15 protein-coding genes and 1 other RNA gene are annotated in these 17,155 nt (G+C 61.8%); 6 read left to right on the top strand and 10 right to left on the bottom strand.

Going from position 1 to position 17,155, the window contains the following annotated elements; all coding sequences use genetic code 11:
• The first annotated feature begins 4 nt into the window (after positions 1–4).
• From ccoS to hemN, 3 genes are all read left to right on the top strand, one after another.
• Positions 5–217, top strand: coding sequence for a cbb3-type cytochrome oxidase assembly protein CcoS (gene ccoS, locus C6Y56_RS09235; protein ID WP_007951659.1), 213 nt, complete (start codon positions 5–7; stop codon positions 215–217).
• Positions 210–893, top strand: coding sequence for a sulfite exporter TauE/SafE family protein (locus C6Y56_RS09230; RefSeq protein ID WP_169429587.1), 684 nt, complete (start codon positions 210–212; stop codon positions 891–893). Before ccoS ends, C6Y56_RS09230 begins: the two co-directional genes overlap by 8 nt.
• Positions 894–1,091: 198 nt before the next feature.
• Positions 1,092–2,474: an oxygen-independent coproporphyrinogen III oxidase gene (gene hemN, locus C6Y56_RS09225; RefSeq protein WP_011333280.1), complete on the top strand. Its 1,383-nt coding sequence runs from the start codon at positions 1,092–1,094 to the stop codon at positions 2,472–2,474.
• Here hemN and C6Y56_RS09220 read toward each other — a convergent pair.
• Positions 2,471–2,953: a hypothetical protein gene (locus C6Y56_RS09220; protein WP_169429586.1), complete on the bottom strand. Its 483-nt coding sequence runs from the start codon at positions 2,951–2,953 to the stop codon at positions 2,471–2,473. The two genes, hemN and C6Y56_RS09220, sit on opposite strands and share 4 nt — an antisense overlap.
• A gap of 146 nt (positions 2,954–3,099) precedes the next feature.
• On the opposite strand from C6Y56_RS09220, the gene fnr reads away from it, so the two are divergent.
• Together fnr and C6Y56_RS09210 are read left to right on the top strand one after the other, a co-directional pair.
• Positions 3,100–3,834, top strand: coding sequence for a fumarate/nitrate reduction transcriptional regulator Fnr (fnr, locus tag C6Y56_RS09215; RefSeq protein WP_007951654.1), 735 nt, complete (start codon positions 3,100–3,102; stop codon positions 3,832–3,834).
• 78 nt (positions 3,835–3,912) lie between these two features.
• Positions 3,913–4,461: an adenine phosphoribosyltransferase gene (locus tag C6Y56_RS09210; protein ID WP_169429585.1), complete on the top strand. Its 549-nt coding sequence runs from the start codon at positions 3,913–3,915 to the stop codon at positions 4,459–4,461.
• Between the two features lie 108 nt (positions 4,462–4,569).
• Here the strand turns inward: C6Y56_RS09210 and C6Y56_RS09205 are convergent, their stop codons facing one another.
• The 5 genes from C6Y56_RS09205 to dnaX form a co-directional block, all read right to left on the bottom strand.
• On the bottom strand, positions 4,570–5,718 hold the full coding sequence (locus tag C6Y56_RS09205; RefSeq protein ID WP_169429584.1) for an acyl-CoA dehydrogenase family protein: 1,149 nt from the start codon (positions 5,716–5,718) through the stop codon (positions 4,570–4,572).
• A 71-nt stretch (positions 5,719–5,789) separates the two neighbouring features.
• Positions 5,790–6,392: a recombination mediator RecR gene (gene recR, locus C6Y56_RS09200; RefSeq protein ID WP_085711931.1), complete on the bottom strand. Its 603-nt coding sequence runs from the start codon at positions 6,390–6,392 to the stop codon at positions 5,790–5,792.
• Between the two features lie 66 nt (positions 6,393–6,458).
• Entirely contained in the window at positions 6,459–7,493 is a 1,035-nt protein-coding gene (locus tag C6Y56_RS09195; RefSeq protein WP_169429583.1) for an NADP-dependent oxidoreductase, read from the bottom strand.
• A gap of 261 nt (positions 7,494–7,754) precedes the next feature.
• Positions 7,755–8,093 carry a YbaB/EbfC family nucleoid-associated protein gene (locus C6Y56_RS09190; protein ID WP_007951650.1) on the bottom strand — a complete coding sequence of 113 codons (339 nt, stop codon included), beginning with the start codon at positions 8,091–8,093 and terminating at the stop codon, positions 7,755–7,757.
• Between the two features lie 67 nt (positions 8,094–8,160).
• The gene (dnaX, locus tag C6Y56_RS09185) at positions 8,161–10,245 is read right to left on the bottom strand and encodes a DNA polymerase III subunit gamma/tau (RefSeq protein WP_169429582.1); all 2,085 of its coding nucleotides are present in this window, start codon (positions 10,243–10,245) and stop codon (positions 8,161–8,163) included.
• A gap of 145 nt (positions 10,246–10,390) precedes the next feature.
• Between dnaX and C6Y56_RS09180 the strand changes: the two genes are divergently transcribed.
• Positions 10,391–11,140: a substrate-binding periplasmic protein gene (locus C6Y56_RS09180; RefSeq protein ID WP_169429581.1), complete on the top strand. Its 750-nt coding sequence runs from the start codon at positions 10,391–10,393 to the stop codon at positions 11,138–11,140.
• A gap of 9 nt (positions 11,141–11,149) precedes the next feature.
• Here the strand turns inward: C6Y56_RS09180 and C6Y56_RS09175 are convergent, their stop codons facing one another.
• From C6Y56_RS09175 to ligA, 4 genes are all read right to left on the bottom strand, one after another.
• Positions 11,150–13,108 carry a hypothetical protein gene (locus C6Y56_RS09175; protein WP_169429580.1) on the bottom strand — a complete coding sequence of 653 codons (1,959 nt, stop codon included), beginning with the start codon at positions 13,106–13,108 and terminating at the stop codon, positions 11,150–11,152.
• Between the two features lie 231 nt (positions 13,109–13,339).
• Positions 13,340–13,436: signal recognition particle sRNA small type (gene ffs / locus C6Y56_RS09170), an RNA gene on the bottom strand.
• 111 nt (positions 13,437–13,547) lie between these two features.
• A complete protein-coding gene (locus tag C6Y56_RS09165; protein WP_169429579.1) occupies positions 13,548–14,714 on the bottom strand; it encodes a zinc-binding metallopeptidase family protein in 1,167 nt (388 codons plus the stop codon).
• 68 nt (positions 14,715–14,782) lie between these two features.
• A complete protein-coding gene (ligA, locus tag C6Y56_RS09160; RefSeq protein ID WP_169429578.1) occupies positions 14,783–17,140 on the bottom strand; it encodes an NAD-dependent DNA ligase LigA in 2,358 nt (785 codons plus the stop codon).
• Positions 17,141–17,155 lie beyond the last annotated feature (15 nt).

Below are 17,155 nucleotides of genomic sequence, written 5' to 3'. Positions count from 1 at the left end.
ACAGATGCCAGCTCTCTACGTGATGATCCCGGCCGCGCTGCTGATCGTGGCCATCGCCGTCTACATCTTCTTCTGGGCGGTGGACAGCGGCCAGTACGATGACCTCGACGGTCCGGCCCACAGCATCCTGTTCGACGACCAGGACCCGAACCACACCGCCGCTGTGGACGAAGCCAACCCCGCCAAACCGGACGACAAGGCGCCACCCCATGCTTGAACTGGCGCCGCTGCTGGTGTCTGCGTTGATTCTCGGCCTGCTCGGTGGCGGCCATTGCCTGGGCATGTGCGGCGGCTTGATGGGCGCGCTGACCCTGGCGATTCCCAAGGAACAACGCAGCCGACGCTTTCGATTGCTGCTGGCCTACAACCTCGGACGAATCCTCAGCTATGCCACGGCCGGTCTGCTGATCGGGCTGGCCGGCTGGGCGGTGGCCAACAGTCCCGCCGCGCTGTTCATGCGGGTTTTGGCCGGGTTGCTGCTGATCGCCATGGGCCTGTATCTGGCGGGCTGGTGGAGCGGTCTGACCCGCATCGAAAGCCTGGGTCGCGGACTATGGCGTTACATTCAGCCTGTCGCCAATCGTCTGCTGCCGGTGTCGAGCCTGCCCCGCGCCCTGCTGCTTGGCGCACTGTGGGGCTGGCTGCCCTGCGGTCTGGTTTACAGCACATTGCTGTGGTCGGCCAGCCAGGGCAATGCGGTCGACAGCGCATTGTTGATGCTCGCCTTCGGGCTCGGTACCTGGCCGGTGTTGCTCGCCACCGGGCTGGCAGCCGAGCGGGTCACGGCGCTGTTGCGCAAACGCAGCGTGCGCATGGCCGGCGGTCTGCTGGTGATCCTGTTCGGCATCTGGACCCTGCCGGGGCCGCACCAGCACTGGTTGATGGGCCATTAAATCGGCGGTGCGACCTTCGCGAGCAGGCTCGCTCCCACATTGATCGAGTGAGCACCAGAAATCCCCCGTGGGAGCGAGCCTGCTCGCGATGGGGCCGCATGACTTATACAAATCCTCCCCGTTGATGCAAATCAAGATGCCTTTTCGCGCTCCCCCCTAGACTCGGCACACTGCCAGCCTATCCGGGGGAATGCCCGCATGCTCGACGCCATTCGTTGGGACACCGATTTGATCCGCCGCTACGACCTGGCGGGGCCGCGCTACACCTCGTACCCGACGGCCGTGCAATTTCACAGTCAGGTCGGCACCTTCGACCTGTTTCACGCCCTGCGCGACAGCCGCAAGGCCCTGCGCCCGCTGTCGCTGTACGTGCACGTGCCGTTCTGCGCGAACATTTGCTACTACTGCGCCTGCAACAAGGTCATCACCAAGGATCGCGGCCGAGCGTTGCCGTATCTGCAACGGCTCGAGCAGGAAATCCAGCTGATCGCCTGCCACCTCGACCCGGCGCAGAAAGTCGAGCAACTGCACTTCGGTGGCGGCACGCCGACCTTTCTCAGCCACGATGAATTGCGGCAACTGATGGCGCACCTGCGCAAGCATTTCAATCTGCTGGATGACGACTCCGGCGATTACGGCATCGAGATCGACCCGCGCGAAGCCGACTGGTCGACCATGGGCCTGCTGCGTGAGCTGGGCTTCAACCGGGTCAGCATCGGCCTGCAGGATCTCGACCCGGCGGTACAGCGGGCGGTCAATCGCCTGCAAAGCCTGGAAGAAACCCGCGCGGTGATCGACGCGGCGCGTACCCTGCAATTTCGCTCGATCAACATCGACCTGATCTACGGTTTGCCCAAACAGACGCCGGACAACTTCGCCCGCACCGTCGAGGAAGTCATCAGCCTGCAACCGGACCGGCTCTCGGTGTTCAACTACGCGCACCTGCCGGAACGCTTCATGCCGCAGCGGCGGATCAACGGCAACGAACTGCCGAGCCCGGCGCAAAAGCTGGAAATGCTGCAACGCACCATCGAACAACTGACTGCTGCCGGCTACCGCTACATCGGCATGGACCACTTCGCCCTGCCCGACGATGAGCTGGCGATTGCCCAGGAAGAATCGACCCTGCAACGCAACTTCCAGGGCTACACCACCCACGGTCATTGCGACCTGATCGGTCTTGGCGTGTCGGCGATCAGTCAGATCGGCGACCTGTACTGCCAGAACAGCAGCGATCTCAATCACTACCAGAACACCCTCGCGGGCGCACAACTGGCCACCAGTCGTGGCCTGGTGTGCAATGCCGACGACCGCCTGCGCCGCGCAGTGATTCAGCAACTGATCTGCAACTTCAGCCTGGATTTCGCCGAGATCGAGCGCAGTTTCAACATCGATTTTCAGGGTTACTTCGGCGCGCTCTGGCCGCAGTTGCAGGGCATGGCGCAGGACGGGCTGATCGAACTGGATCGCGAGCGCATCACCGTGCTGCCGGCCGGCCGATTGCTGGTGCGTTCGGTGTGTATGGTGTTCGATGCGTACCTGGAACAGCAGAACCGTCAGCGGTTCTCGCGGGTGATTTAACCTTTCATCAGCAAGGCGTTGGTTTTCAGGTTCTGGTCCGAGGTCAGACCCGACTGGCCGATGACCTTGGCCAGGGACAGGTTGGCGGTGATCAGGCCGTTGTTGAGGGCAGAGATGACGCCTTTGAGAGCTGAGATTTTGGCGAATCGCTCTTCGCTGGAGAGGGTCTTGCTGGCCATCAGCGCGTTGATCTGGGCGTTCTTCTCGGCGATCTGCTGGCGTAACTTGCGAATCATCTTCAGCAATTGCTGAACGTTTTCCGGCAAACCGCTTTCTTCGATATCACGGTTTTTCCCGCCGGCACCGGCGGATTTTTCAATGGCGGCACCGGACAGCGACACTTTGACGCCCTCGACCAAGGTCGGGGTTCCCAATGATGCTTCATCTGTGCCGGCCTTATGGCCGAGGGCGGTCTCTGCACTTTCCGGCAACGACGCAACGCCGTTGTTACCGGGGGGCAGCGTACCAATAGCAGTCATCGAAGCGGTTCCTTGCAAGCCGTCAGATACCTGTTTATCGGCCGTCGTCCCTGCAGCTTTATGCCGTGCAGGCAATCGCTGGCCTGAATGTCCTCCGCTGGGTTACCCTTACGCCTTATGTGTGTTTTCCCACAAGGATTTAAGAAATGTCCGAGCCAGTTAAACTGCGCGCTCATAACCAGGCTAATTGCAAGGATTGCAGCCTGGCCCCTCTCTGCCTGCCACTTTCGCTGAATCTGGAAGACATGGATGCGCTGGACGAAATCGTTAAACGTGGCCGCCCGTTGAAAAAGGGTGAGTTCCTGTTCCGCCAGGGCGACACCTTCGATTCCGTTTATGCAGTACGCTCCGGCGCCCTGAAGACCTTCAGCCTGAGCGACACCGGCGAAGAGCAACTGACCGGCTTCCACCTGCCGAGCGAACTGGTCGGCCTGTCCGGCATGGACACCGAGAAACACCCGGTTTCCGCCCAGGCGCTGGAAACCACTTCGGTTTGTGAAATTCCGTTCGAACGCCTCGACGAACTGGCCCTGCAATTGCCGCAACTGCGCCGTCAGTTGATGCGCGTAATGAGCCGGGAAATCCGCGATGATCAGCAAATGATGTTGCTGCTGTCGAAGAAAACCGCCGACGAGCGCATCGCCACGTTCCTGGTCAACCTGTCTGCACGCTTCCGCGCTCGCGGGTTCTCGGCCAACCAGTTCCGCCTGAGCATGTCGCGCAATGAAATCGGCAACTACCTGGGGCTGGCGGTGGAAACCGTGTCCCGGGTCTTCACCCGCTTCCAGCAGAACGAACTGATCGCCGCCGAGGGCAAGGAAATCCATATCCTCGACCCGATCCAGCTCTGCGCCCTGGCCGGCGGCTCGCTCGAAGTCTGATCTCGTCCCGCGGCCGAGCGTATCGTTTCAGCCGCGGGTATACTGCGCCGTTTGCAGCCCTGCCAGGACACCTCGACGATGGTCTTCGACTCCTTCGACATCAAATCCCTGATCCGCCCTGTGATCGATTTCCCGAAACCGGGCGTGATCTTTCGCGACATCACCCCGCTGTTCCAGTCGCCCAAGGCTTTGCGCCTGGTGATGGACAGTTTCGCCCACCGGTACGTGGAAGCCGACTTCACCCACATCGGCGCGATGGATGCGCGTGGTTTTCTGATCGGTTCGGTGCTGGCCTATCAGTTGAACAAGCCGCTGGTGCTGTTCCGCAAGCAAGGCAAGCTGCCGGCGGACGTGCTGGCCGAAGGTTACGCGACCGAGTACGGCGAAGCGTTTCTGGAAGTGCACGCCGACAGCCTGTGCGAAGGCGATTCGGTGGTGATGTTCGATGATCTGATCGCCACCGGCGGCACGCTGCTCGCAGCGGCCAACCTGATCCGTCGCATGGGCGCCCGCGTTCATGAAGCGGCGGCGATCATCGATCTGCCAGAGCTGGGTGGTTCGCAGCGTCTGGAGGACATGGGGATTCCTACTTTCTGCCTGACGCAGTTTGCGTTGACTGATAAATAAGTAGCGCCCTTTCGAACGCGATCGCTAGCAGGCTAGCTCCCACAAGGGAATGCATTCCAAATGTGGGAGCTAGCCTGCTAGCGATGGGGCCTCGATCCTCACAACAGATCAAAGTCCCATCTGCTTGCTGATGATCTCGTTCATCACTTCCCGCGTCCCGCCGCCAATCGACAGGATGCGGTTATCCCGATACAGCCGCTCCACCAGACTTTCGCGCATATAACCCAACCCGCCAAGAATCTGCACCGCTTCGGTGGTGATGCGGTCCGAGGTGTCCGTGGCGAAGTTTTTGGCCATGGAGATTTCCTTGATCACGCTCTGCCCCGCCGCCATCTTCGCCGCCTGCCGGTAGGTGAACTCCCGTGAGACCTCCAGCGCCGTGGCCATTTCCGCGAGGCGATGCTTGATCACCTGGAACTTGCCGATGGGTTTGCCGAACGCCTCACGCTCCTTCGCCCACTTCAAACTCTCTTCCAGTGCCAGTTGCGCGGTCATGTTGGCCATCAGCGCCAAGGCCAGACGCTCGCTCTGGAAGTTGCCCATGATGCACGCGAATCCCATGTTTTCAGCTCCGATCAGGTTTCCTACAGGCACCCGGCAATCGTCGAAGAACAATTCAGCCGTGTCCGACGCCCACCAGCCCATTTTCTTCAGCTGCCGGCCGACGGCGAAACCGGGTGTGCCCTTCTCGATCAACAACAGGCTGATGCCGCCAAAACCGGGCGCGCCGGTACGCACCGCGACGGTGTAGAAGTCGGCGCGCACGCCGCTGGTGATGAAGGTTTTGCTGCCGCTGACCCGGTAATGATCGCCATCGCGTACGGCGCGGGTCTGCAAGTTGGCGACATCGGAACCGCCGCCCGGCTCGGTCACCGCCAGGGCGCTGATCTTCTCGCCACTGAGTACCAGAGGCACGACGCGGTCACGCACTTCGGGCCGGGCCCATTTGACGATCGGCGGCAAACCGATGTCGAGCGAGCCGAGTCCGGCCACCAGCCCGCCGGAGCCACAGCGCATCAGTTCTTCGCTGGCGGCGATCTTGGCGAACAGGTCACCCTCGTGACTGCCGCCCAGTGCTTCGGGATAACCGATGCCGAGGATGCCGGCTGCACCGGCCTTTAGATACAGCTCACGGGGGAAGCTCTCGGCTTCCTCCCACGCATCGATGTCCGGCAGGATCTCGCGCTCGACGAAACGTCTGACGCTGTCGCGGACCATTTGGTGGCTGAGGTCGAAGTATTCCTGGAAGGCGGGCATCGGCGAACTCCATGGAAGGGTTCGCCGAACTTAACCGAGCGCTTGCTTGGTTTTCAACAGGATTGTGGGGTTCAGAGGGAAATCGGCTTGCGCCCGGCAAACGAGTGGGCCAGCGTGCCGCCGTCCACCAGCTCCAGTTCACCGCCCAGCGGCACGCCGTGAGCGATGCGCGAGGCGATCAAACCTTTGTTGTTGAGCAACTGGGCAATGTAGTGCGCAGTGGCTTCACCTTCCACGGTCGGGTTGGTGGCGAGGATGACTTCGGTAAAAGTGCCCGCCTCTTCGATCCGTGCCATCAACTGCGGAATACCGATGGCCTCCGGGCCGAGCCCGTCCAGCGGAGACAGATGCCCCTTGAGCACGAAGTAACGGCCACGGAATCCGGTCTGCTCGACCGCGTAGACATCCATCGGCCCTTCCACCACGCACAACAGCGTGTCGTCACGGCGCGTATCGGCGCATTGCGGGCACAGATCGTCTTCGGTCAGCGTACGGCACTGGCGGCAGTGTCCGACCCCTTCCATGGCCTGACTCAAGGCCTGGGCCAGGCGCGTGCCGCCGCTGCGGTCACGTTCGAGCAACTGCAACGCCATACGCTGGGCAGTTTTCTGACCCACGCCCGGCAGAATTCGCAGGGCGTCGATCAGTTGGCGAATCAAAGGGCTGAAGCTCATGGGGAAAAAGTCCGACAAAACAACGAGACGCGGTTTATACCCGCGCCTCCGGCCAGCGTCAAATCCTCAGTCCTGGGCGACCTTCACCACCAGTTTGCCGAAGTTGCGCCCCTCCAGCAGTCCGATAAACGCTTGCGGCGCCTGCTCCAGGCCCTCGACCACGTCTTCGCGGAATTTCACCTTGCCATCGCGCACCCACGGCACCATGGCGCTGATGAATTCCGGCTGACGGTCGCCGTAATCGTCGAACACAATAAAGCCCTGAATCCGTACGCGCTTGGTCAGCAAGGTGCGCTGCAAGGCAGGCAGGCGATCCGGGCCATTCGGCGCTTCCGTTGCGTTGTAACCGGCAATCAGGCCACACAGAGGGATCCGCGCCTTGGGATTGAGCAGCGGGACGACGGCATCGAAGACATGCCCGCCGACGTTTTCATAGTAGATATCGATGCCTTTCGGGCAGGCTTTGGCCAACTGCTCGGCGAAGTCCGGCGCCTTGTGATCGATACAGGCGTCGAAGCCCAGTTCCTCGACCACGTACTTGCATTTCTCGGCTCCACCGGCCACGCCAACGGCGCGCAGGCCTTTGATCTTCGCCACCTGGCCTACCACTGAACCCACCGCGCCGGACGCAGCGGCAACCACCAGGGTTTCCCCTTCTTTTGGCTGGCCGATGTCCATCAGTCCCATGTACGCGGTCATGCCGGGCATGCCCAGCACACCGAGCGCCATCGACGGGCTCGGCAGGCCGGACGGGATCGGGATGATGTTGCGGCCGTCGCTGATGCTGTGGCTTTGCCAGCCGGTGGCACCGACGACCAGATCGCCGGGGTGGAATTTCGGATGACGCGACTGTTCGACCCGGCTGACAGCCCCGCCGGTCATGACCTCGCCGATTTGTACCGGCGCCGCGTAGGACGGCGCGTCACTCATGCGTCCGCGCATGTAGGGATCGAGCGACAGGTACAGGGTCTTGAGCAACACCTGGCCGTCTTCAAGGTCAGGCAGCGCCTCACGCTCCAGACGGAAGTTCTCGGGCGTCGGCGCGCCCACCGGCCGCGAGGCCAGCACGAAGCGTTGATTGAGGGTCAGAGGGTCGGACATGTCAGCGTCTCCTGTGAAGGGTGAATTCGAGGGTATAGGAAGCAGACCCTTGGGGCGGTGGGGTGTTCGATGTTTATTCCGGCAAATCGTGTTGACGCTTTCGCGAGCAAGCCCGCTCCCACATTTGAAATGCAATCCCATGTGGGAGCGGGCTTGCTCGCGAAGGCGTCATTACAGCCAACACATCTCTACCGGCCGGAAACAAAAATGCCAGGCGCGATGCCTGGCATTTTTGTAGCTCATCCAACCCGCCAAGGCGAATCAGAACGGCAGTTTCATACCGGCCGGCAGGTTCATGCCAGCGGTCATGCTGCCCATTTTCGCCTGGCTGTTGGCTTCGATCTGACGCACGGCGGCGTTGACGGCAGCGGCCACCAGATCCTCGACCACTTCGCGGTCGTCTTCATCCAGGCCCGGCAGTACGCTCGGGTCGATGCTGACTTTCTTCACGTCATGACGACCGGTCATGACCACGGTGACCAGATCGCCACCGGCTTTGCCGGTGACTTCGGCGTTGGCCAGCTCTTCCTGCATCTTGGCCATTTTTTCCTGCATCTGCTGCGCCTGCTTCATCAGGCCGGCCATGCCACCTTTCATCATGGGAATCACCTCAAAAGTACTTGGATCAAAACAGCGCCCGGCCACACAGGCCGGACGCTCTCAGTTATTAGCCCTGACTGACCAGGGCGTCGACAGGTTCAATAGTATCGTGTCGCACGACCGCACCGAACTGCTGCACCATCTGCTGGATGAACGGATCGCCGTGGATCGATTCCTCCGCCTCGCGCTGACGGTTGGCACGGCGCCGGGACGCGGCCTGGGCCGGGGTTTCCTGCTCGGGCTTGATCAGCTCGATGGTCAGGGTCAGCGTGCGCCCGTGGAACTGGTTCAGCGCATCGTTCAGACGACGCTGCTGGGTGGCGTTGAACAAGGCGCTGTGGGCCGGGTCCAGGTGCATCAGCCAGTTGTCGCCATCGACCGCGATCAGCGTGCAGTTGGCGGCGATGCTGCCGGTCATGCCGGAGATCGGCAGTTGCGGGAACAGCTCCAGCCATTGCAGCGCCAGACCGGTGGCCGGCGCGGCGGCAGGTTCCGGCTCGGGCTCCGGCACCGGATCGGCCGCGTGTTCGCTGGCCAGATCGTCGAGGTAACTGTAGGCCGAATCCATGTCCGGCTCGATGTAGTCCTCGTCCAGCGGCGGCTCGTCATCCATGTCCATGCCCGGCGTGGCGGCATCGACGTCGGCTACCGATGGCTCGGGGATCGGCGCGGCGGCCCACTCCGGTGCGTCCGGCACGACGCTGTCCGGGGTCGGCAGCGGCATTGGCGGCAGGTCCGGCTGCTCGGCGGTGGTTTCCAGCACCGGCTCGACCGCTGGCTGCTGCACAGGCGCCGGCTCTACCGGGTCGTTCCACGGCAGATCGACGACTTCTTCGACGGCGACCGGCTCGGGCTCGGGCTCAGGAACGGGTTCAGGCGCAAGCACCGGGGCAACCGGTGCAGGCTCAGGAGCCGGCGCAGGTGCAACCACCGGCGCTGGCGCCGGCGCAACAGCCGCAGCAACTACCGGCGCAGGTTTAGGCGCGGCAGCCACTGAGTTTGCGGAATCAACTGTGGCCTGGCTGATCCCCACTGGCTTTAGCGGTTGCCTCGGGGCGTCCGCCGTATCTGCGGGTCGGAAGGCCAGCATCCGCAGCAGCACCATTTCGAAACCGCCTCGCGGGTCCGGCGCCAGCGGCAAGTCACGGCGACCGATCAGGCCCATCTGGTAGTAGAACTGCACGTCTTCGGCCGGCAGGGCCTGGGCCAGTGCCAGCACCCGGTCACGATCGCCGTGGCCATTGTCGACACCTTCCGGCAACGCCTGGGCGATGGCGACACGGTGCAGCACATTGAGAATTTCCGAGAGCACGCCGTTCCAGTCCGGCCCCTGTTCGGCCAGATGACGCACGGCTTCGAGCAACGCCCTGGCGTCACCCTCGATCAAGGAATGCAGTACGTCATAGACCTGACCATGGTCCAGCGTGCCGAGCATCGCCCGTACGTCGGTGGCCAGAACCTTGCCCTCACCGAAGGCGATGGCCTGGTCGGTCAGGCTCATGGCGTCGCGCATCGAACCATCGGCCGCGCGGCCGAGCAGCCACAGGGCGTCGTCTTCGAACGGTACGTTTTCGGCGGTCAGGACATGCGTCAAATGCTCGACCACACGCTCGGGCGTCATGTTCTTCAAGGAGAACTGCAGGCATCGCGACAAAATCGTTGCCGGAAGTTTCTGCGGGTCGGTGGTCGCCAGGATGAACTTGACGTAGGGCGGCGGCTCTTCGAGGGTTTTGAGCAGCGCATTGAAGGAATGGCTGGAGAGCATGTGCACTTCGTCGATCAGGTAGACCTTGAAGCGCCCGCGGCTCGGGGCGTACTGCACGTTGTCGAGCAGCTCGCGGGTGTCCTCGACCTTGGTCCGGCTCGCGGCGTCGATCTCGATCAGGTCGACGAAGCGGCCTTCATCGATCTCGCGGCACACCGAACACTCGCCGCAGGGGCTTGAAGTGATACCTGTTTCACAGTTCAGGCATTTGGCGATGATCCGCGCAATCGTGGTCTTGCCGACGCCCCGCGTCCCGGTGAACAGGTAGGCGTGGTGCAGACGCTGGCTGTCCAAGGCATTGATCAGAGCCTTGAGCACATGGGTCTGGCCGACCATTTCGCGGAACGAGCGCGGACGCCATTTACGTGCAAGAACCTGATAACTCATCGAAAACCGTCGCGGCAAAGGAAGCAGAAGCGGCTAATGCTAGCGGAGCAAGGGCAAAATTGCATCCGGTGTGCTCGTCTATTCTGGCTAAGCTGCATGGGCGAGGGCTTTTGTCGGCTCGGGATCGGGAATTACCGGAGCGTTTATGCGGTGGGCCGTGGGGGCATTACTGGGATTGAGCCTGAGCGCGATGGCGTCGCAACCGCCGCTGCGCTTCGTCGTTGCCGACAGCTGGGCGATGCCGATGGTGCAAATCGAACGCGGCCGTCCGACCCAGGGCATCCTCTACGACATGATGCTCAGCCTGGCGACCCAGGTCGGCGTGCCGGCGCAATTTCACGTCCTGCCCCGCGCCCGGGTGCAGAACGCCATGGAACACGGCGAAGTCGACGTGCGCTGCTATGCCGCACAATCCTGGTTGCCGAACCTGTCCGGCGATTACATCTGGAGCATCCCGCTGTTCTTCCAGCGCGACCTGCTGATCAGTCGTCAGGGATTGCCGACCCAGTCCGACCCGGCCGACCTTCCCCGTCAGTCGATCGGCACCGTGCTCGGTTACAGCTACCCCACGCTTCAGCCACTGTTCGACGCCGACCGGTTATGGCGCGAAGATGCGCGCAATCAGGAACAGGTCCTGGACAAACTGCTGGCTGGCCGTTACCGCTACGCCGTAAGCAATCAATGGACCCTGGACTGGTTCAACCAGCGCCTGCTGCCGGGGCAGCAACTGCAAGCGGTGGCGGTATTGCAGGAGCAGCAGGTCGGCTGCTATGTGCGCAATGATCCGAATGTGCCGGTGCAGCGGATATTGAGGACATTGCTGCGGATGAAAATGTCGGGGGAGATTGATGACATTATTCGGTTGTATACCGGCAGCGCGGGTGGCGAACCGTGAGCCAGACCATCAATGCCCCGCCGTATCGCGGAATTTCTGGTATTCGTGATACTCGACCCACGCAACCACATCGTACGGCACATAGAGCTTCAGCCTGGCGCGGGAGATGGCGATGTAAACGGCGCAGATCCGCTGATCGAACGCGTAGGCATCCTTGAATTTCTCGTTTGTCAGCAGGCCGGGAGTCAGCAGCACTTTGTCGAACTCCATGCCACCCGCCTCCTCCGCCAGCATCAGCAGGCAACTGTTGCCGGCGTTGTCGATCATTCGGTTCAGGCGCGTCAGATCGGCAATCATGAAGCCGTTTTCCAGCTTGGCCTTGACCCGCAAAAACGACTCGTCGAACTGATTGGCGTCGCACACGGCTTGCCAGTCGGGCAGGTCGCTGAAGTACGGGTGCACGCCATTTTCGCTGAATTCGGAGCGGTAGAACTCCGGCTTGAACCGTTCGATGGCCGTGGCCATGAAATGTTTCAGATCATCCTGAGTTCGCTTGTCGGAGAATCTGAACTTGCAATTGGAATCGTGCAGGTGGATGGCCCAGATCATGGTGTCCCAGGGCGATGCCGTCAGCACGACGCTACCTTCGGATGGCACGAAACCTTCCGGATATTCCTTGATGACGACGTCAGCATCACTGGCGCCTTCGAACGGAATCTTGCCCTTCTGCGAGTGCCGGGCGATCAGCGGATTGACCAGCCGTTCGACGTTGCGGCCCGAGCGCACGGAATAGCTGATATCGCTTTGGCGAACCTCACGCTGGCGTTTGACCGGCACGCCGCTGGCCTGTTGGTACTCGTCGCCGAGGGTGATCAACACTTGGCGGCCACGTTCGATGATCTGTAACAGTGACCCGGGAATGTCCTGACTCTCGTCGATCAGCACGTGCGTGTAGCGTGATGACACCGCGCAGCCGGCAATGCAGGCCCGCTTGATCATCAGTAGCGCTTCGAACCCGGTCTGACTGCCCCATGCCGGATTGAGCTCAAGGTAGCCCCACACCCGGCTCGAATACTCCAACAGAACCTGAGCATCCACGCTCGAGAGCGGCTGGTTGAAATGCGGTAGATGCTTAGCGGAAAAAGTGTGGTCGCGGAAACGGCAGTAGCGCTCGATCACTTTGAGGCAGAGCTCAAGGGTCGCCTGCCCGTCGTAGTGGCGAAAACCGTAGATGTTCAGTTCCTGTGCCAGTGCCTGCCGACTCGGGACTCGAGCTGCCCCCTCGGCCTGAGGCCTGCGACCGAGCATCAGCGACTGTGCAAATGCCAGAAAGGTTTTGCCGGCCTTCTTCTCGCTTGACCCCACCATGCGCTGGCGAAGGACTTCCAGCTTGGCCGGAGTGCGCGCCAGCAACAGGGTCTTTTCCGGGCGAAGATGTTCCAGCAGCGCCACCAGCAGATGGCTTTTGCCGATTCCTGCATAGCCTTGAACGTGCAGGTCTTCATCCAGGTTGGCGCGAAAGGTCCTGACCAGTTTGTCCTGGGCCGGGCTCAACCAGCGCTCACGGTGCCGGGGCGTCACTATCGGCTGGCTGAACGGGTCATGACGGCGATGGCGCCGAACCTTGTATTCGAAATCCCATTGACCATCGGGCAACAAATAATCGCGTGCGGACACTTCTTCGCAAAGCAGAAAACGCAGGTTCAGAGGTTTGAGAACCTTCAGGCCGAAATACAGTTTGCGCGGGTCGAACAGTCGCTGCGCCTCGGACAGCAGACCGGCAGTCGATGACTGACGTTTTTCGACAGCCCAGGACAAGAGCTTGGCCAGAATCTTCTCAGCCGCAGCTGCACCGAGATCCTGCTCTGACGTCTGCACCAGATTCTGGATGACCAGCACTGCCGCCAACTCGGGATCGGTCAGGGCTTCGAGGGCTTTGGTGCCACTCGCCTGCAACAGGTTCGCGCAGGTTTCATCCGTGACGGGCAAGAACACAGGGCTGGATAGATCGGAATGTTCCGGGAGCATAAAACCTCGCGGCCAGGGCGCAGACCTTGCTGGGTCGATCCTGGCCAGACTCTTCATTTATTTCGGTGGCTGCGAGTATGCGCGATTGAAGAGCAAATGATTACCCCGTGTCGGCGCCCTCACGAGCAGGGGGTTGGGTACGAACCGCCAAATCGCAGGCATAAAAAAACCGCAGTGGGCGAAACCCATGCAGTTCGGTGTCGATTCGTTCGATGTTCGTTAAGGTGGTAACCCTACCAGCCACACCCCGGCACACAATGTTCCCGCTGTGGCTGCTGCCTTCCGGCTCTGACCAGGTTCACGGGTAATCGTTGCGGGGGGACCGATAGGGTCACCATAACGACACTCACCTGTCGGCGAGCCGCGCCATTGTACCTATCTGAGACGAAGTTACAACCGCTGGTTGCAGATTAAAAATATGAAGGGCTTCAAGCACTTGCTATTGCGCCTGAAGCACCTCGTCCGCGCGGCCGCCCTCCTGCTGGATCACCAGATGAATGAAGTGCAGCTTGGCGATCGCCGCCGGCGGCAGGACGAAGGGATAGAAATCCGGCTGGCCCATGCTGCGCGACAGTTCGTTGAGCATGCCCGCCAGTTCGATCCACGCGTTGACGAACGACAGGAACGCCGTGCCGCCGGGATGTTCGGGGTCGTACAGCGTACTCGACGGAAACGGCTGGTAATCCAGGTCCATCTCCCGGGCGCTCATGCCGAAACCCAGCGCCGTGTCTACCGCGTCCATCATGTGCAGGTAATGCGCCCAGGTTTCCGCCCAGTCTTCCCACGGGTGCATGGTGGCGTAGGCGCTGACGTAATGCTGCGACCAGTCCGCCGGCGCGCCCTGTTGATAATGCCGCTCCAGCGCCTCGGCATAACTGGCGCGTTCATCGCCGAACAGGTTGCGGAACGAACCCAGCCACGGGCCGTTGTCGATCAGTCGATCCCAGTAGTAATGCCCGACCTCATGGCGAAAGTGCCCGAGCAACGTGCGATAAGGCTCGTGCATCTGCGCCCGGACCCGCTCGCGGTGGGCGTCGTCGGCTTCTGCGATGTCGAGGGTGATCAGGCCGTTGGCATGGCCGGTGATGGGCGCGTTGCCTTGCAGATCGACGCCGATGAAATCGAACGCCAGACCAGTGTCTTCATCGACGGTTTTCGGGATGACCTGCAGGCCGAGGCTGATCAGTTGCGCCACCAGTCGGCGTTTGGCGATTTCCACCTTGCGCCAGCGTTCGGGGTTTTCCGGGACGGAAAGATCGGGGATGGTGCGGTTCAGAGCGCAGGCCGCGCACAGTGTGTCGTGATCGTTGGCGGGCAGCAGCCAGTTGCAGGCCGCCGGGGTATCGAGGTTGGCGCAGCGCCGGAACAGCCCGGCCTCGGGATCGACGTCCAGCGTCCAGGTGCCTTCCTGTGGCCCCGGTTGCAGCGACGTCAGCCGACTGTGTTCCGGTTGATAACCCAGCGCCGCGTTGCAGGCCAGGCACTGGCTGTTGCGAAAGAACAGCGACTGGCCGCAACGACACGGCCAGACCTTGCTGTTGCGCGAGGATTCGCCCATGAACGGCGCGACAATGCGGGAACTGAGCTGCTCGAAAAAGCGGTACATGGCGATCTCTCCCTTGGGCTTGCCAAGACTAGATCATTCCCGCGAGTTGATCGTTCCCGCGCGTTGCGTCAGGCGGAAATACCGTGCCCTTTCAGGAACGCGATAAACGCCTCTTCATCCATCACTTTCACGCCCAGTTCGTTGGCCTTGGTCAGTTTCGACCCGGCACCCGGCCCGGCCACCACACAGTGGGTCTTGGCCGACACGGAGCCGGCGACCTTGGCGCCGAGGCTTTCCAGGTGTTCCTTGGCGACGTCGCGGCTCATCAGCTCGACCTTGCCGGTCAACACCCAGGTTTCCCCGGCCAGCGGCAGGCCTTCGACGACTTTCTTTTCGCTCTTCCAGTGCATGCCAAAAGCGCGCAGTTGCTTCTCGGCGTCTTCAGCCAGTTGACGATGCTCGGGCAAGGCGAAAAACTCGCGAACCGAGTTGGCCTGCTTCTCCGGCAATGCCTGGCGCATGTCCAGCCAGTCAGCGTTCATCACCCCTTCCAGCGACTCGAACTTGTCCGCCAGCTTCTGCGCCCCGCCCGGCCCGACCGAAGGAATGTGCAGCTTGTCGAGGAAGCCGCCCAGGGTGGTGCTGGCGGCAAACTCGGCGCCCAGCTCACCCTGATCCTGAATCTGCAAACCGTGACCCAGCAACTCGGTGATCACCTGCTGGTTGTGCGCATCCTCAAAGAAGCTGTGAATCTCGTGGGCCACTTCCAGGCCGATGTCCGGCAGGTACGTCAGCACTTGCGGCAAGGCTTGCTGAACACGCTCCAGCGACCCCAGCGAACGCGCCAGCACCTTGGCCGTCTCCTCGCCGACATCCGGAATGCCCAGCGCATAAATGAAGCGCGCCAACCCCGGTTTCTTGCTGTCTTCGATGGCGGCCAGCAACTTGTTGCTCGACACCTCTGCAAAGCCTTCCAGGTCGACGATGTCGTCGAACTTCAGGGCGTAGAGATCGGCCGGCGAACTGACCAGACCTTCGTCGACCAGTTGCTCGACACTCTTGTCGCCAAGTCCTTCGATGTCCATCGCCCGACGGGAGACGAAGTGAATGATCGCCTGCTTGAGTTGCGCACCGCAGGCCAGTCGGCCGACGCAGCGATACACCGCACCTTCGCTGATGGTTTCCTTGCCCTTGCTGCGCTTGACCAGTTGCGTGCGCTCGACGTGAGATCCGCACACCGGGCAGCTCTCGGGAATCTGCACCGGCCGCGCATCTTCGGGACGACGCTCGGTCACCACCTGTACCACTTGCGGAATCACGTCACCGGCGCGGCGAATGATCACTGTGTCGCCAATCATCAGTCCCAGCCGGGCGACTTCGTCCATGTTGTGCAGCGTGGCATTGGCCACGGTGACGCCGGCCACCTTGACCGGTTTCAACCGCGCCACAGGCGTGACAGCACCGGTACGACCGACCTGGAATTCCACGTCGAGCAATTCGGTGAGTTCTTCCATCGCCGGGAATTTGTGCGCAATGGCCCAGCGCGGTTCACGTGCGCGAAAGCCCAGTTCGCGCTGGTCGGCAATGCTGTTGACCTTGAACACCACGCCATCGATTTCATAAGCCAGCGCGTTCCGGCGCTCACCGATATCGCGGTAATAATCCAGGCATTCGCCGATGCCCTTGGCCAGTTTCAATTCGTGGCTGATCGGCAGGCCCCAGGCTTGCAGTTGCTTGAGGTTGCCGATGTGAGTGTCGGAAATATCGTGGGACACCTGTCCGATGCCGTAACAGCAGAATTCCAGCGGGCGGTTGGCGGTGATCTTCGAATCCAGCTGACGCAGGCTGCCGGCGGCAGCATTGCGCGGGTTGGCGAAGGTCTTGCCGCCGACTTCCAGTTGCGAGGCGTTGAGGCGTTCGAAACCGGCCTTGGACATGAACACTTCGCCGCGCACTTCCAGGGTCGCCGGCCAGCCTGTGCCGTGCAGCTTCAGAGGGATGTTGCGCACGGTGCGGACGTTGACGCTGATGTCTTCGCCGGTGGTGCCGTCGCCGCGGGTGGCGCCGCGCACCAGCAAGCCGTCCTGATACAACAGGCTGACCGCCAGGCCATCGAGCTTCGGCTCGCAGCTGTATTCCACCGCCGCGCCACCGCCGAACAGGTCGCCGGCCGGCAAGTCCAGACCTTCGGTCACCCGGCGATCGAACTCACGCATGTCGGTTTCTTCGAAGGCGTTGCCGAGGCTGAGCATCGGTACTTCGTGACGCACCTGGGTGAACGCGGTCAACGCCACGCTGCCGACGCGCTGGGTCGGCGAGTCGCTGGTGATCAGTTCCGGGTTGGCCGCTTCCAGCGCCTTGAGCTCGTGGAACAACCGGTCGTACTCGGCATCCGGAATGCTCGGTTCATCGAGGACGTGGTAACGGTAGTTGTGCTGATCGAGTTCAGCGCGCAGCTCTAGAATGCGGTCTTTGGCGGCAGTCATGGGTGTTCTCTCATA

Origin of the sequence: Pseudomonas fluorescens, from assembly GCF_012974785.1 — a bacterium.
GTDB lineage: Bacteria > Pseudomonadota > Gammaproteobacteria > Pseudomonadales > Pseudomonadaceae > Aquipseudomonas > Aquipseudomonas fluorescens_BT.
Note: the sequence above shows the minus strand (reverse complement) of the source record. Positions and strands in the feature narration are given on the sequence as shown.

What these genes read in the sequence shown, in the direction of transcription:
- recR (WP_085711931.1), bottom strand. Translation starts at nt 6,392, where the DNA reads ATGAGCTTCAGCCCTTTGATTCGCCAACTGATCGACGCCCTGCGAATT.
- C6Y56_RS09210 (WP_169429585.1), top strand. Translation starts at nt 3,913, where the DNA reads ATGGTCTTCGACTCCTTCGACATCAAATCCCTGATCCGCCCTGTGATC.
- C6Y56_RS09205 (WP_169429584.1), bottom strand. Translation starts at nt 5,718, where the DNA reads ATGCCCGCCTTCCAGGAATACTTCGACCTCAGCCACCAAATGGTCCGC.
- fnr (WP_007951654.1), top strand. Translation starts at nt 3,100, where the DNA reads ATGTCCGAGCCAGTTAAACTGCGCGCTCATAACCAGGCTAATTGCAAG.
- C6Y56_RS09230 (WP_169429587.1), top strand. Translation starts at nt 210, where the DNA reads ATGCTTGAACTGGCGCCGCTGCTGGTGTCTGCGTTGATTCTCGGCCTG.
- C6Y56_RS09195 (WP_169429583.1), bottom strand. Translation starts at nt 7,493, where the DNA reads ATGTCCGACCCTCTGACCCTCAATCAACGCTTCGTGCTGGCCTCGCGG.
- C6Y56_RS09175 (WP_169429580.1), bottom strand. Translation starts at nt 13,108, where the DNA reads ATGCTCCCGGAACATTCCGATCTATCCAGCCCTGTGTTCTTGCCCGTC.
- C6Y56_RS09220 (WP_169429586.1), bottom strand. Translation starts at nt 2,953, where the DNA reads ATGACTGCTATTGGTACGCTGCCCCCCGGTAACAACGGCGTTGCGTCG.
- hemN (WP_011333280.1), top strand. Translation starts at nt 1,092, where the DNA reads ATGCTCGACGCCATTCGTTGGGACACCGATTTGATCCGCCGCTACGAC.
- ligA (WP_169429578.1), bottom strand. Translation starts at nt 17,140, where the DNA reads ATGACTGCCGCCAAAGACCGCATTCTAGAGCTGCGCGCTGAACTCGAT.
- C6Y56_RS09165 (WP_169429579.1), bottom strand. Translation starts at nt 14,714, where the DNA reads ATGTACCGCTTTTTCGAGCAGCTCAGTTCCCGCATTGTCGCGCCGTTC.
- C6Y56_RS09190 (WP_007951650.1), bottom strand. Translation starts at nt 8,093, where the DNA reads ATGATGAAAGGTGGCATGGCCGGCCTGATGAAGCAGGCGCAGCAGATG.
- C6Y56_RS09180 (WP_169429581.1), top strand. Translation starts at nt 10,391, where the DNA reads ATGCGGTGGGCCGTGGGGGCATTACTGGGATTGAGCCTGAGCGCGATG.
- dnaX (WP_169429582.1), bottom strand. Translation starts at nt 10,245, where the DNA reads ATGAGTTATCAGGTTCTTGCACGTAAATGGCGTCCGCGCTCGTTCCGC.
- ccoS (WP_007951659.1), top strand. Translation starts at nt 5, where the DNA reads ATGCCAGCTCTCTACGTGATGATCCCGGCCGCGCTGCTGATCGTGGCC.